Source organism: Haliea alexandrii (assembly GCF_003719295.1).
GTDB classification, from domain to species: domain Bacteria; phylum Pseudomonadota; class Gammaproteobacteria; order Pseudomonadales; family Halieaceae; genus Haliea; species Haliea alexandrii.
The window spans coordinates 20,684-35,562 of sequence record NZ_RFLW01000002.1; the positions used below are offsets into that span (position 1 = coordinate 20,684).

10 protein-coding genes are annotated in these 14,879 nt (G+C 62.6%); 5 read left to right on the forward strand and 5 right to left on the reverse strand.

Features of this window, described 5'->3' with window-relative positions; genetic code table 11:
- Positions 1 to 42 precede the first annotated feature (42 nt).
- From EGJ68_RS08360 to EGJ68_RS08375, 4 genes are read left to right on the forward strand one after another with little or no spacing between them, the layout of a single operon-like run.
- Positions 43 to 1,902: a DUF1302 domain-containing protein gene (locus EGJ68_RS08360; RefSeq protein ID WP_158283575.1), complete on the forward strand. Its 1,860-nt coding sequence runs from the start codon at positions 43 to 45 to the stop codon at positions 1,900 to 1,902.
- 24 nt (positions 1,903 to 1,926) lie between these two features.
- Positions 1,927 to 3,291, forward strand: a complete 1,365-nt coding sequence (locus EGJ68_RS08365; RefSeq protein WP_123034142.1) for a DUF1329 domain-containing protein — start codon at positions 1,927 to 1,929, stop codon at positions 3,289 to 3,291.
- A 40-nt stretch (positions 3,292 to 3,331) separates the two neighbouring features.
- Positions 3,332 to 4,441, forward strand: coding sequence for a YCF48-related protein (locus EGJ68_RS08370; RefSeq protein ID WP_199227985.1), 1,110 nt, complete (start codon positions 3,332 to 3,334; stop codon positions 4,439 to 4,441).
- A complete protein-coding gene (locus EGJ68_RS08375) occupies positions 4,438 to 6,795 on the forward strand; it encodes an efflux RND transporter permease subunit (protein ID WP_199227986.1) in 2,358 nt (785 codons plus the stop codon). Before EGJ68_RS08370 ends, EGJ68_RS08375 begins: the two co-directional genes overlap by 4 nt.
- On the opposite strand, the gene EGJ68_RS08380 is transcribed toward EGJ68_RS08375, so the two are convergent.
- Genes EGJ68_RS08380 through EGJ68_RS08390 form a run of 3 tightly spaced genes read right to left on the reverse strand, consistent with a single transcriptional unit; the run spans position 6,785 to position 12,398 of the window.
- Positions 6,785 to 8,725, reverse strand: coding sequence for an outer membrane protein assembly factor BamB family protein (locus EGJ68_RS08380; RefSeq protein WP_123034143.1), 1,941 nt, complete (start codon positions 8,723 to 8,725; stop codon positions 6,785 to 6,787). The genes EGJ68_RS08375 and EGJ68_RS08380 overlap by 11 nt on opposite strands.
- Positions 8,722 to 10,623, reverse strand: coding sequence for a pyrroloquinoline quinone-dependent dehydrogenase (locus EGJ68_RS08385; RefSeq protein WP_199227987.1), 1,902 nt, complete (start codon positions 10,621 to 10,623; stop codon positions 8,722 to 8,724). Before EGJ68_RS08385 ends, EGJ68_RS08380 begins: the two co-directional genes overlap by 4 nt.
- Positions 10,624 to 10,634: 11 nt before the next feature.
- Entirely contained in the window at positions 10,635 to 12,398 is a 1,764-nt protein-coding gene (locus tag EGJ68_RS08390; protein WP_123034144.1) for a lyase, read from the reverse strand.
- 183 nt (positions 12,399 to 12,581) lie between these two features.
- Here EGJ68_RS08390 and EGJ68_RS08395 point away from each other — a divergent pair, with 183 nt between their 5' ends.
- Positions 12,582 to 13,217, forward strand: coding sequence for a DUF4136 domain-containing protein (locus tag EGJ68_RS08395; protein WP_123034145.1), 636 nt, complete (start codon positions 12,582 to 12,584; stop codon positions 13,215 to 13,217).
- Between the two features lie 23 nt (positions 13,218 to 13,240).
- Here EGJ68_RS08395 and EGJ68_RS08400 read toward each other — a convergent pair whose 3' ends face one another.
- Together EGJ68_RS08400 and EGJ68_RS08405 are read right to left on the reverse strand one after the other, a co-directional pair.
- Positions 13,241 to 14,068: an HAD-IIB family hydrolase gene (locus tag EGJ68_RS08400; protein ID WP_123034146.1), complete on the reverse strand. Its 828-nt coding sequence runs from the start codon at positions 14,066 to 14,068 to the stop codon at positions 13,241 to 13,243.
- A gap of 138 nt (positions 14,069 to 14,206) precedes the next feature.
- Positions 14,207 to 14,839: a glutathione S-transferase family protein gene (locus tag EGJ68_RS08405; protein WP_123034147.1), complete on the reverse strand. Its 633-nt coding sequence runs from the start codon at positions 14,837 to 14,839 to the stop codon at positions 14,207 to 14,209.
- Positions 14,840 to 14,879: the final 40 nt, after the last annotated feature.

Below are 14,879 nucleotides of genomic sequence, written 5' to 3' on the forward strand. Positions count from 1 at the left end.
TTGCTGATATAAAGTTAAACAAACGCAGCAGGAGAGCTGATTGTGAAAAGACAGCCTGGATGCTTCATTCCGCACCGCAAATCCACTTTGATCCTCGCCCTGGCGGCTGCCGGCATGGCGCTGCCTGCGGCGGCGCAGACCTTCCAGTTGGGGCCGTTCGAAGGGAATTTTTCCTCGAACATCTCCATTGGCGCCAGCTGGCGCACGGAGGCGCCCGACCTCGGCGTGCTGTCCCCCGGGAACACCGACGGCAAGGGGCGCGCGTCCTCCAGCACGGCGGATGACGGCAACCTCAACTACGATCGGGGCGATATGTACTCGCTGCAGGTACGGGGTATCCACGACCTGGAACTGGCGGCGGACAACTACGGCTTTTTTACCCGTCTCAAATACTGGTACGACCACGAGGTAGGCACCAGCGACGTACCGCATGGTCACGCAGCCAACGGTTACACCCCCAATCGCAAACTGGACACCTCGGATTTCGAGTCTCTGGCACAGTACAGTGGTATCGAATTTCTCGACTACTACGTTTACGGCAGCTTCGAAGTGGGTGACAGCCCACTGGAGCTGCGCGCGGGTAACATGGTGCTGAGCTGGGGCGAGAGCACTTTTATCCAGAACGGGGTGAACGTGATCAACCCCTTCGATGTCACGGCGCTGCGCAAGCCGGGTTCCGAGATCAAGGAAGCCCTGCTGCCGGTGGGCATGGTGTATGCGAACTATGGTCTCACCTACGACCTCAGCGTAGAGGGCTTCGTGCAGTACGACTGGCAGCGCACCATCCTCGATGAGTGCGGCACCTACTGGAATTCAGCCGACCCCTACGGTGGTGGCTGTGACTACCTCACCATCTCCAACGCCATCCCGGATAGCGACGCAGAGGCGGCGGGCCTGACCCTGCCTCGGGGTGCCGATGTCGAGGCGTCGGATTCCGGTCAGTGGGGCCTGGCGCTGCGCTATTACGTTGAGGAACTGAACGGTACCGAGTTCGGTCTGTACTACATGAACTATCACAGCCGCACGCCGATTTTCAGTGCCACCAACGCGACGCAGAGTTTCGGCCTGCCAGTGAACTTCGGTGCGAACCCCGAGTACTTCTTCGAGTTCCCCGAGGACATCGAGCTCTGGGGCCTTACGTTTGCCACCAATGTAGGTGACTGGGCGGTGTCGGGCGAGCTGAGCTACCGCCCCGACTTCCCGCTGCAGATCAACACCACTGATTTGTTGCAGGCGGTGGCGCTGGGCACCGCCGCGGAATGGTCGCGCATGTTGCCCCGCTCTCTGGAGCAAGGTCCCGGTGGCTACGTGGCGGGCTACGACGACGTGTCCTATACCCAATTCCAGATGACCTTCATCAAGTTCTTCGAGCAGGTGCTGGGGGCGCAGCGCCTGTCCTTTGCCAGTGAGGTGGGTGCTGTCTGGCTCAGTGGAATGGACGACAACATCAACTACGGCCGTTCGCCGAATTACGGCGTGGGTGACTTCGAACCCTTCAACAGCAATTTTGCGCTGTGGCCCGGCTCCCCCGTTGCCTGCGATTCGCACCCCGCAGCAGAAGCCTTTGCCGGTATTCGCCCCAATAGCAACGGCGACTATTGCACCAACGATGGCTTCACTGACGACTTCTCATGGGGCTACCGGGTGCGCGCCGGACTGGAATACACCGACGTGCTGGCGGGTATCAACCTGACGCCCAATATGGCATGGTCGCACGATGTGAAGGGTACATCGCCGGCACCCAACTTTGTCGAAGACCGTATCGCGCTGAGCGTTGGTGTCACGGCGGACTACCTCAACGTGTACCGCGCCGATCTGTCTTACACCAGTTATTTCGGGGCAGACTACGATGAGTTGAAGGACCGCGACTTTGTGTCTTTGAGCTTCTCGGTGGCGTTCTAGCATTCACGATAAAAGGAGTTACACATGAATAAGAGATTGATCGCCGTGGGTTTGGCGTCGCTGCTCGGTATGAGCGGCAGCCTCGCGCTGGCCAAGGTCAGCCCTGAACAGGCTGCGCGCCTCGGCAGCGATGAGCTGACGCCGATGGGCGCCGAGCGCGCCGGCAATGCAGACGGCACCATTCCTCGCTGGGAGGGCGGTTATCAGGATCTGCCCGCCGGTTACACCGAGGGCGAACGCCTGGTGGACCCTTTCAGCGCAGACGAGCCGCTGTTTACGATCACTGCGGAGAACGTCGAGCAGTACGCGGACAAACTGTCGCCGGGTCAGGTCGCGATGTTCCGGCGCTACCCCGACACCTATCAGATGCCAGTGTATCCCACGCGGCGCAGTGCGCGCCTGCCGGAAACCGAGTACTCGCTCATCAAGGAGTGGGCCACCAAAACTGACTTGGTAGCCGGTGGCAATGGTCTGGTGGACTTCAAGGCCAACGTCCCGTTCCCCATTCCCGAGACGGGTATTGAGGTGATCTGGAACCACATCACCCGTTACCGCACCCCGCTGGGTGTGAAGCGGCGCTATATCCAGGCGCCGGTGCAGGCCAATGGCGCCTTCGCGCCGGTGCTGTTCGAGGAAGAGGCGATTTTTGCCAACCGCTTTCCTGACAACCCCAACCCCAACCGCCTGTTCGTGTTCCTGCAACGCATTCTCGCGCCAGCGCGCCTGGAAGGCGACGTACTGCTGGTACACGAGAACGTGGACCAGGTGAAAGAGCCACGCTCTGCATGGGTCTACAACGCCGGCCAGCGCCGCGTGCGGCGCGCGCCCAACATCGCCTACGACGGGCCGGGTGTAGCCTCTGACGGCCTGCGTACCGCGGACGACCTCGACCTGTTCAACGGTGCCCCGGATCGCTATAACTGGGAGCTGGTGGGCAAGCGCGAGCTTTACATTCCATACAACGCCTATGCGCTGCGCCGCGGTGACCTCGTCTACACCGACATCATCAAGCCCGGGCACATGGACCCGCAGTATCTGCGTTACGAACTGCACCGCGTGTGGGTCGTCGAGGCGACTTTGAAAGATGACGCCCGCCACATTTACGCCCGCCGCACCTTCTATGTCGACGAGGACACCTGGCAGATCGCCGTGGTTGACCATTACGACGGCCGCGGAGAACTGTGGAAAATGAAGGAAGGCCATATGGTCATGCACTACCAGGTGGCCGTGCCCTGGCTGGCGGCTGAATCCCTGCACGACCTGATCTCGGGGCGCTATGTGGTTATCGGCCTCGATAACGAAGAGCGTGGTTACCAGTACGACTTCGACTATGTGGGTGACTTCGAGGACTTCACGCCGGCGGCACTGCGCCGCGCCGGTCGCCGTTAGGTAACCCGCGGTGCATTGCAGAGGAAGCGCGGTGGGGTGTGTGAGCCCCATCGTCTGGCTGCTGGGCCTGCTGGTGTGTGCCCTGCCCGCACAAGCTGCGGTTGAGTTCGCGTTCATGCCGGCAGTGCGTATGGACGACCCGCAACACGCACAGCTACTCGATATCGCACGCGCCGGTGAGCGGCTGGTGGCTGTGGGTGAGCGGGGCGTGATCGTGCTCAGCGATGATCACGGTCAGACCTGGCGTCAGGCGGATGTGCCGGTCAGTACCACTCTGACGTCGCTGCACTTCCCGCAGCCCGATGTCGGCTGGGCGGTGGGTCATGCCGGCGCCATCCTGCATACGGCGGACGCCGGAGAAAGCTGGTCGCTGCAGTTTGATGGACGCGACGCCAACCGCCAGTACCTGGCGTGGGCGGAGTCCCGCGTGGTGGCGCTCGAAGAGATGGTCGCGGCCAATGAGGACCCGGAACAGCAGGACGCCCTTGAGTATGCCCTCGATGATGCCCTGTTCGCGGTGGACGACGCTACGGACGCCATCGAGACCGGTCCGGCGGATCCCTTTCTGGATGTGCTTTTCATTGACGCCGATACCGGGTTCGCGGTCGGCGCCTACGGCATGCTGTACCGCACGGACAATGCCGGCGCCGACTGGCGCATCGCCATCGACGGGGTGGCCAACCCCGACCGCTTCCACTACTACGCCATGGCCACGGGTGTCGATGGACGCCTGTATCTGAGTGGCGAGGCGGGCCTGCTCTACTATTCCACCAACAAGGGGCAAAGCTGGGTACGTATTGAGGATCTTTACGACGGATCTCTGTTCGGCAGCGTTGACCTCGAGGGTGCGGTGTTCGCCTTTGGCTTGCGCGGCCATATTTTCCTGTCACCGGATGGTGGCGTCAGCTGGCGCGAGCTTGATAACGACGAGCGCAGCAGTCTTTACGGTGGTGTGGCGTTGACCGATGGGCGTGCGCTCATGGTGGGGTCGGGTGGCCTGGTATTGGCCATTGACGCCGAGGGCAACCGGCAAGCCTGGCGACACCCTTCACGTGCCAGCCTGTCGTCTGCAGTGCAGGCGGCGAATGGTGAAATCTGGTTGGTCGGCATGAAAGGCCTGACGGCTTTGAGCGAGGCAAAACCCCTGTGACTGATCACGAAAGTACAACGATCGAGCCTGAAGACGGTCGCCTGCGGCCCCTGCTGGGCACGCTGCTCATGCGGGCCCGGCTGCCGCTGATTCTGTTGTTTGCGGTAGCGACGGCCTTTTTTGCCTGGCAGGCCAGCCAGCTGCAGCCGGATGCCAGCTTCGAAAAAATGCTGCCGACCTCTCACCCCTACATCCAGAACTTCCTCAAGCGTCAGGACGAATTGAAGGGCCTGGGAAACTCGGTGCGTATCATCGTCGAGAGTCGAGAGGGGGATATCTTCACCGCCGAGTTTCAGGACCTGCTGAAACAGATCACCGACGAGGTGTTCTACGTGAACGGCGTGGACCGTGCCGCACTGCAGTCACTGTGGACGCCGAACACGCGCTGGATGGAAGTAACAGAGGAGGGCTTCGTTGGCGGCGCCGTCATACCGGACGACTATGACGGCAGCGAGCGCACGCTGGCGAAATTGCGTGAGAACGTGCTCAAGTCCGGGCAGATCGGGCGCATCGTTGCCAACGACTTCCAGTCCACCATCATTGTCGCCCCGTTGATTGAAATCGACCCGAACACCGGGGAGCGTCTGGATTACGCACAGTTCTCGCGTGACCTCGAGGACATGGTGCGCGACAAGTACCAGTCCGATGATATCCGTATTCGCATTACCGGTTTTGCCAAGCTCATCGGCGACCTGATTGAAGGCGCCACCCTGGTCGGGCTGTTTTTCCTGGTGGCATTTGCCATCACGGCCGTCATGCTGTTTTTGTATTCCCGCTGCGGCTGGCTGACCTCCGCGGCGTTGCTGTGCTCCACGGTGGCCGTGGTGTGGCAGATGGGGCTGCTGAAACTCATGGGCATGGGGCTGGACCCGTATTCCATGCTGGTGCCGTTTCTGGTGTTTGCAGTGGGTGTGAGCCACTCGGTACAGATCATTAACCGTTTCGGCACCTTCATCTATTTCAAGACCTCGCGCATCGAGGCGGCCCGGCTCACGTTTATACGTCTGTCCAAGCCCGGTTTTGTTGCCCTGCTCAGTGACGGTGTGGGCTTCTTCACCCTGCGGGTCATCGACATCCCCGTCATTCAGGAGCTGGCGATTGTTGCCGCCACCGGCATCGCGGTGCTGATACTGACCAACCTGTTGTTGTTGCCGCTGGTGCTCACCTACACCGGTATCTCTGACCGTTGTGTGAGTTACCGCGCCACCAAGGAAAACAGCCGGTTTGCGCACTGGCGTCTGCTGTCGCGGGTCACGCGCCGTGGCCCGGCGTTGACGGTGCTGGGGGTGTGCACACTGCTGTTTGCGGGCGGTCTCTACTACGGGCAGTTCCAGAAGATCGGTGACCTGGACCCGGGTGCGCCGGAGCTGCGCCCGGACTCGCGCTACAACAAGGACAACGCCTTCCTCACGGCAAACTACAGCACCAGTACTGATGTGTTCGTGGTGATGGCGAGCACCGGCGAGCAGCAGTGTGGCAGTTACGAGTTCATTTCAGCCGTGAATTATTTTCAGGGCGTGATGGAAACGGTGCCCGGCGTGCAGTCGGCCATGTCGCTGGTGGATGTGTCGAAACTCTCTATCCAGGGCATGAACGAGGGTAGCCCCAAGTGGCATGAGACCAGCCGCAACCGTTATATTCTCAATAACTCCCTGAGCAGCGCGCCGAACATGCTGCGCAATACCAATTGCTCCATGGCCCCGGTCATCCTGTTCCTGGATGACCACAAGGCGGATACGCTGGACGGTGTGGTGGCGGCGGTAACCGAGTTTGCCGATGAGCACAACAGCGAGACGCTGCAGTTCGAGTTGGCAGCGGGCAATGCCGGGGTCGAGGCGGCCACCAATATTGTGATCCGCGAGGCGCAGACCAAAATGCTGCTCTGGGTTTACGGTGTGGTGATTGTGCTGTGCCTGATCAACTTCCGCTCACTGCGTATCACCACCTGCATCATCGTGCCGCTGATGCTCACCTCGGTGCTGGGGCAGGCGCTGATGGCTGCGCTGGGGATTGGGGTGAAAGTGGCGACCTTGCCGGTTATCGCCCTGGGCGTGGGTATCGGGGTGGACTACGGCATCTACATCTACTCTTCACTGCAGCGTTATCTGCGCAGCGGGGAGACGCTGGAAAACGCCTACTTCTACGCCTTGAAGTCCAGCGGTACCGCGGTCGCCTTTACCGGCCTGACCCTGGCCGTGGGCGTGGGTACCTGGATGTTCTCACCGATCAAGTTCCAGGCCGATATGGGCCTGATGCTCACGTTCATGTTTTTCTGGAATATGATCGGCGCGCTCTTGTTCCTGCCCGCCCTGGCCTGGCTGCTTTCTCCGCGTGAGAAAGCAGCTAGCGTGTAACGCGGTACGCCAGCAGCACATTACCCGGCAGCTGGCCGAACATGCTGTAACCCGACAGCACGTAGAGCCAGCCGTCGTTCACCACTTGCCCGCTCACGTCGATGGCGCCGCCATGGCCGTCCACGCCGTTGTTGCCGCGGAAGGGCACGGCGGTTGCGGCTTCCCACAGCACCCTGCCATTGCGAATATCAAACGCGCGCATGCGGCCGTCGAGACCGCCACTGAAGGCCAGTTGCGGTGTCACCGTGGTTGCAGCCGACAGGCCGTAGTAGTAGGAGCAGCGGTATTGTTCCTCGAGGGGCTGGCCGCCGCCGGCCCGTACCTGAGCCAGACCCACCAGCGGAGCGTGTTCCATGGGAAAGTCGCAATCCCGGGTAACCGGGTGTTCCCAGAGTAGGTTGCCGCTGGTGGCGTCCAGCGCGTAGAGCCCGGGTGCGGGCGTATAACCCGGCATGTCGCGCTCCGGGTCGGCGATGGGCACAATCAGTCGCTTGCCGGCAAGCCCCATGCCCCAATGCACACCGCCGTTGGTGCTGCCCTGGCTCACGCGGGTTTGCCAGACCAGTGCACCGTTGGCATCGGGGTCAAGCGCGTGCACCATGCCGGATTTCTGGCCCGCGAGCAGCAGCTGGCGGCCATCGGCAGCATCGCTGATGATGATGGAGGCACCGAAGTCGAAGTCGGGCCCCGGCTGGCTGGGGCAATTCACGCCGTCGTTCTGGCAGGCCGCATTCCACACGTCGTCTGCGGTGGCTTGAAAGCGCCACACCGCTTCCCCGCTGTCGAGGTCAAGCGCAATGACGGCGTCGCTGGTGTCGGTTGCCGGTCGCGACAGGTTTTGCCCGGTGCCGATGTACAGGCGGTTGCGTGCGGCGTCAATCGCCGGCGTGGTCCACACGGAGGCGCCCGAGGGGCCGTACCATGCGCTGCCATCCGCCCGCTGGCCCTGCAGCGTGGCATCCGGTGTTGCATGCCAGGCCCAGACTTGCTCGCCGGTGCTGGCGTCCAGTGCGATAACGCCACCGTGTGACCGGCAGCAGGCGTGGCCGGGGCCACCCGCTACTGCGACCTCATAGGACGAAACCGGTACGTACAAGCGTCCCGCATGGTGGCTGATGGAGCCGGTAACCACGGAGCTCTCGAACAGCTTGGCCGGGGTTTGCCACACGGTTTCCAGGGTGTTGGGGTCCAGTGCGAACACAGTGGCCAGCGAGTCGGCGAACACCAGCAACGGTGCTCCGTCGGGGCCGTCTGCCACCGTGATCGCCGAGCGCACACCTGCCATCACTTCCCGGTGCCGATGGATGCAGCCACTGTGGCGGTCGAGCGCATAGAGCATGCCGGCGCGATCGCCCAGGTACAGGGTGTCGCCAATCAGTGCCGGCTGTGAGCGCATGTCGGTAACGCGCGGCAGGGCCAGGGTCCAGGCGAGTTCCAGTGAGTCGACGTTGTCGCGGTTGATGCCGGCCTCGGCGTTGCCGACAAAGCGCCGGTTGTGGGGCCCAAGGCCCCAGTTGCCCAGCCGGGTTGCACCGCCAGCGAGAGGGCTTTCACAGGCGGCATCCGCCAGCCAGTCGTACACGCCTTCGGCGGAGTCCGTGAGGTGCAGAGCGATCAGGCGACGCTCCTGCTGGCTCAGGTGTGCGGCCATGGGCTGCATCTTGCCGAACTCCAGGGCGACCAGAATCGCCTCGCGGGACTGGTTGCCCAGCGCCTGGCGCGTGGGTGCCTTCATCGCCGGATTATCGTGGCAGCCCGCGCAGTGCGCGTCGTAGAGCCTGCCGCCGAACCAGGCCAGCGGCAGCTTGTCTGCGTGGCGCATCACCCAGGCCTCGCCGGCCTGCACGGGGTCGCGAAAAAAGCCCTCACTGGCAAGCCAGTAGCCCAGGGGCAGCAGCAACAGCAGGGGCAACCAAAAGCGTTTTTTCATGGGGGAAGTCCGAAAGCGTAAAGGTAGTCGCCGCTGCCGCGGTTGAACATGTGATGACCGCCGGCGTTGACGACCACGTACTGGCGCCCGCGGTAGCGGTAGGTCATGGGTGTGGCGGTGGCATCCACGGGCAGCGTGTAGCGCCAGAGGGTGGCGCCCGTGTTCACGTCAAAGGCGCGAAACTGGCGATCCATGGTGGCAGCGATAAAGAACAGCCCGCCTGCGGTTGCAATGCCACCCCCCAGGTTGGGGGTCCCCCACTCAATGTGGAAAGGCGCTGTTATGGGCCCCATTTCGTGTACGGAGCCCAGCGCTGTTTCCCACAGAAGGCGGCCGGCGTAGAGGTCAACGGCGATCAGTTTGCCCCAGGGCGGGGGGTTGCAGGGCAAACCGAGGAAAGACTGCAGGCTACCCAGTTCCGCGGCATAGGGTGTGCCCTCCATGACCACGCGAAACTGTTTGCCGGCCGCAGGCGGGCCGTTACCGGCGGCGGGTTGCTCGCCAAGTGGTACCAGGCGCCCGCTGAAGGCCACGTTGTTGACGTTCACCAACAGCACGCCGCGCTCATCGAGCAGCGCACCACCACCCCAGTTGGGCCCGCCCAGGCTGCCCGGGTACATTAACGTGGGGGTTTCGCTGATCGGTGTGAACAGGCCCAGGTTGTGCAGGTTTTCCAGTTGCCGGCGGCAGTCCGCCCGATCCACTGGCGTGAGGCCCCAGGCGTCATGCGGCATGAGGAAGGAGTCCAGCAGTGGCGGCGGCGCGATGGGTTTGGGCTGCGTGAGGGCCGCCTGCTCGCCGGGAACCTGGGACGGTGGAATGGGTTGCTCGGTGATCTCCCACAGCGACTCACCGGTAAGCCGGTTGAGGATGAACACCAGACCCTGTTTGGTCAGCTGCACCAGCGCCGGAATATTGTCACCGTCGCGCTGCCAGTTGAACAGGATGGGTTGGGCTGGCGTATCGTAGTCCCAGAGGTCGTGGCGCACATGCTGGAAGTGCCAGCGCAGCTCACCGGTATTCAGGTCCAGCGCCACGATGCTGTTGGCATAGCGATTGTCGCCCGGGCGCCCCACACCGTAGTAGTCCGGGGAAGGCGAGCTGGTGGGCAGGAAGACCAGCGCGTGTTCGGTATCCACCGATAGCGGTGCCCAGACGTTGGCGCTGCCACTGTCCGGGTGGCCCACCAAGGGATCGAAACTCCACCGGGCTGAACCGTCGTGGGCGTCCAGAGCCTGCACCACGCCGCGCGGCGTATGCGCCCGGGTAAAGTCGATAACGGTGGAGCCGGTGATGACCACGCCTGCCGCAACGACCGGCGCCGAAGAGTTACTCACATCGCCAGGGGCATACCTGCTCGCGCCGTAGAGGGCAACACGGCCGCCATTGCCAAACCCGCTGCAGGGTTGTCCATCCCTTGCGTCCAGCGCCCACAGGTGGCGATCGTGCGTGGACAGGTATAAACGGTGTCGGCAGTGTGCGTTGGCAGGGCTTTGCGTGTCCTCGGCGTAGGCCACACCCCGGCAGCGAAAGGGGCGGTCGCCGCCGCGGTTGATCTGCGGGTCAAAGCTCCAGCGCTGTGTGCCGTTGCCGGGGTCCAGGGCGATTACCCGGTTGAATGGCGTGCAGTAAACGAGGCTGGCACCGGCCGCCTCCGGCAGCAGAATGGGCGTGGCCTGGGTGGAAGTGTTGGCCATGTCCGCACCGTACTGCGCGCTGTCGCCGCTGCGGAAGGTCCACGCCACTTTCAGCTCGGCCACATTGCCGGTGTTGATGTCATCGGCCGGGCTGTAGTGGCGCCCCCCGTCATCGCCACCGTAGACCGGCCAGTCGTTCGCCAGCGACGCGCCGGAGAGCGCTGCAAGCCAGAGCCACAGGCCCGCGCTGAGTGCAAGCACGCCGCTGTGTTTCACGGAGTCGGCGGCGTAATGCGCAGCAGGGTCGGCTGGCCACCTTCGGTCTGCCAGCTGGGGAAGTGGGAGTTGCTGGTGTACACCGCACCGTCCTTTTCGGACACCTCGACATCGCGGGTAAAAAAGCGTTGGCGGGGCATGGGGTAGACGCGCCAGTCCTCGGTGGCGATGTCAAAGCTGAGCAGGGTATCGGACTGGTTGCCGTTCACCCACACCACGCCACGGTCGCGATCGACGTTCAGGGCGTAGGGGATTTCATTGCGTACGGGCAGGGGGTAGTCACTGAACTCGCCGCTCTCTGGCGCATACTTGACCAGCAGTGAGTCCTGGAACGCCACGATCCAGAGGTTGCCCTCGGCATCCGCGCGCAGGCGGCGAGGGCCCGCGTAGGGGAAATCAATCATGCGCACTTCATCGGTCGCCGGGTCGATCACGGCCAGGTCGTTGGCGTACAGTCGGGCAACCCAGATGCGTCCGTCGGGTGCCACGTCAATGCCATAGGGCATGGGTAAACCGGTGCCCTCGCGGTCCGGTGCCGGTTGCGGACGGTTTTCCGGATCAATGCTGAACAACAGCGGCAGGGACTTCAGCACCAGCCATTCTTTGATACTGCGCGCCGGCAGGTCATACAGCGTGAACTCGCCGTTCGTGCGTTCGAACTTTGCCACCTGGGAGGACAGTGCCAGGGTAAACCACACCCGGTCCTGCTCATCAATGCGAATGGTGTGCGGGTAGTAGCCTTCCTCCATCTCGTGGATAGTGAAGGCCTTGGTGGTGGGGTTGAACTCCAGCAGCGCCTGTTGCATGGACGGGGTGATAAAGATGTTGCCATCCCGCGGTGACACCGCAAAGGAATGCACGCCCATGTAGTTGTCCATTTTCGGGAACACGGTGAAGCGGTTACCGAGAATGCCGCCGACTTTATCGTCCGCGCGGTGGGGGACTTTGTACACCGTGTATTCGCCGCTCTCCGGGTCAACCTCGTAAAGACGGTCGAACAGATTGTCACCCACATAGATCATGCCGTTGGGGTGCAGCAGAAAGTCGTGCATCTGCGAGAAGCCATCGCCGATGGGCCACTCTGTCATGCTGACTTCGGCAAGGAACGCGTCCCAGGCACGCGGTTCCGGCACGGTCTGCGGTTGCTCGCGCAGTGTCCGCAGCTCGCGTTGCAGGTGCTCGGCGATTGCCTGATGGTCCTCGGCGGGCAGTCGCGCGCCATAGCTGTTCATGCGCGCGAATACCGCCAGCCACTGCTCTACGGTGCGTTCGTTACGCATGAAGGGCGAGGCCTGCTGGTGGCAGAACGCACAGTTGAGCTGAAAGGTCTTCTTCAACTCGGCATCACCGCCGAACGTGAGCTGCGACAGCCAGACATTGGACGGGAAGCTGGCGATGTGCTGCTCCGGCGTCATCTTTTGCAGCACGACGGTTGCACTGGCAGTGTCGGTGTCGGCGCTTGTGGTGGCATCCACGAAGCCCTGCGCGCGTACGCGAACCAGCCGCGCACTGTCGGCCTCCGGCAGCGTGGCAACGCCCTGTGCATTGGTGAAGCGGGTAACGGTCACCGCCGCCGTGTTGGTGACACCGTGGGGCGGGTAGCCATTGTCGCTTAAGTCCGCGGGCGGTGCTTCAAGTGGGCTGGCCGTGACCATGGCCGTGGATACCGCTGCTCCCTCATGGTCGACAACCCGGATGTCGGTGGCGTGGCTGATGCCTGCACTCAGCACCATCAACACGGCAGGGACGATTCTGATCATTATGTTTCTCCCTTTGCGTCAGCGCATGATAGCGCGCACACCGGGCGAGCTGAAGTGGTTACGGGCAGTGCGCTTTGCGCCCAGTTCGCGGTAGCCGGCAGTCTGTGCGTAAATTGGCGCTATAACTCCCGCCACGCAGGCGCTACAATCCGGCTTCGTTATCCGAAAAACACAGGTTCTCTCATGGCTACATCGTCGCTTCGCTCACGTATTCACATTTCCCTGGCCTCGGTCGCTATTGTTCTGCTGGCCGCCTGCGCCAGTGCGCCGCCAACCCCATCGGTGGACTACAACGCCGCGTACGACTTTGACGCCGTGAAGACAGTCGCGCTGTATCGCGCGGCTGAAACCGCTCCGGGCGAGGATCCGCTGAAAATGAGTGACATGACGCGCGACCGTATCGAGAGCGGACTGAGAAGCGCGCTTACTGCGCGGGGTTTCACCCTGGTGAACAGCGTAGAGGAAGCTGACCTGCTGCTGAGCTGGCACCTGGTGACTGAAGACAAAATGGATGTGCGCAGCTACGAGGTGCCTTCCGCCACGACCATGGGCATGTACGGCCCCGGCTTCTATCGCTACAACACCTACAGCATGTACAGCTGCTGGTCCTGCATGTCCAGCCGCACCGAAGTGTCTGTGCACGAGTACACCCAAGGCACATTCGTGGTGGACATGATCGATCCCGAGCAGCAGCGGTCGGTTTGGCGCAGTGTGACAACGTCCCGGCTCAAGGGAGAGCTCGGGCGCGAGCAAAGCAAGTACGATGAAGCAGCCAATCTGGTGCTGGGCTCATTCCCGCCCGCTAACAGCGCTCCCTGAGGTCCCGCAGGCCTGACCCGCCGCTAGGCAGGCAGGCCGAAGCGCTCGCGCAGGAAGCGGGCAATGCCGTCCTCGTTGTGGTGGCCGATAACCGCGCTCGCGGCGGCCTTCACGTAGGGTTTGGCGTTGTCCGGTGCATAGCATTCATCGGCCAGGGCAAACATGCTGAGGTCGTTGTCGCTGTCACCAAAGCACAGCACCCGCTCTATACCCAGTTCACGCTTCAACACTTCCACGGCGTTGCCCTTGCTCGCATCGCTGTGGTGAATATCAATCCAGCTCAGCGCTGCCCCCTCCAGTGCATCGCCGCTGTAGGCCACCAGATTGGCCTCAGCCTCGACCATGTTGGCGATGGCCTGGATGCGGGCCGGTGGACCCAGCGCGCTGATGTTGGTGATGTCCGCGTCGGCGGGCATGCGCTCTACCGGTAACACGTCCACTTCCGAGCGTTCTGCAAAGGTCTCCGACAGCCGTCTTTCCACGTCGTTGCGCAGTGGGGTATGGTAAATCGCGTGGTAGTTGCCGGGGGCGAGGGTGAAGATGAAAGGTGTGACGTCCTGCGCCATAACCGCTTCCAGCACGTGCTGGATTTCGCTCTGGGTGAGAAAGCTGGTGTGGCTATAATCGGTGGCCTTAGGGCACCAGATCATGGCACCGTTTTTATAGATCTGCGGGAGTGCAAAGCCATGGCCATCAATGATGTTGCGAGATGCGTGCAGGGTGCGCCCGGTCGCCACGGTGTAGGCGATGTGCCGTTCCGTCAGCATCGCCAGTGTATCGCGGGTGTACGCACTGATGCCCGATTCGCTGTTGAGCAACGTACCGTCGAGATCAAAAACAACCAGTTCCACTGTCGGTCCTATTCGCCCTGGGGCGCAAGTTTCACAGGCGCGCAAGGATAGCCGTTTGCCGCCGTGAGGTCGAGAAAACCGCCGTATGCACCTCGACGCGATTGAGGCAGGCCGCAGGCGCCGGCCCGCCTCCGGGGCTCAGGAAGCCGGGCCGAAAGCGTAGGCGCCGCCTTGCTCCAGCGCGCGGCGGTAGGCGGGCCGCGCATGAATGCGGTTGCGGAAAGCCGCCAGGTTGGGGAACGGGTCCAGTGTGTGCAGTAATGGCGCAACCTCGGCGACAAACGACATCTGCACATCGGCGCCGGAAAAGCTGTCCCCGACCAGCCAGCTGTTGCCTTCGAGCGCGCTGTCGATATAGCCCAGATGGCGATTCAGTTCATCGGTGATACGGGGCTGCAGCGCTGCGCCCTGATCGGGCAACCGTGAGGTGTACATGCGTAGCATGAGCGGCAGCATGGCGCTGCCTTCAACGTAGTGCAGCCATTGCAGATAGTCTTCGTGCGCAGCGCTGCCGGGGGCGGGCAGCAGGCGGCCGTTACCGTGCCGGCGCAGGATGTAGTCGATAATGGCGCCCGACTCCATGATTATCTGCTCGCCATCAGCAAGCAGGGGCGACTTGCCCAGCGGGTGCAGCGCTTCCAGGGCCGGCGGCGCGAGGTTGGTTTCCGGGTCGCGCGTGTAGTGCACAACCTTGTAGGGCAACTCCAGCTCTTCCAGCAGCCAGAGCACACGTTGTGAGCGGGAGTTGTTGAGGTGGTGAACGGTCAGCATAACGGGCTCCGTAAATGGTGCTGTGTGGCCAGGTCAGCGG

Bases quoted from the DNA above. Each gene is read 5' to 3' on its own strand.
- EGJ68_RS08365 (WP_123034142.1), top strand. From the start codon at position 1,927: ATGAATAAGAGATTGATCGCCGTGGGTTTGGCGTCGCTGCTCGGTATG.
- EGJ68_RS08380 (WP_123034143.1), bottom strand. From the start codon at position 8,725: ATGAAAAAACGCTTTTGGTTGCCCCTGCTGTTGCTGCTGCCCCTGGGC.
- EGJ68_RS08390 (WP_123034144.1), bottom strand. From the start codon at position 12,398: ATGATCAGAATCGTCCCTGCCGTGTTGATGGTGCTGAGTGCAGGCATC.
- EGJ68_RS08395 (WP_123034145.1), top strand. From the start codon at position 12,582: ATGGCTACATCGTCGCTTCGCTCACGTATTCACATTTCCCTGGCCTCG.
- EGJ68_RS08405 (WP_123034147.1), bottom strand. From the start codon at position 14,839: ATGCTGACCGTTCACCACCTCAACAACTCCCGCTCACAACGTGTGCTC.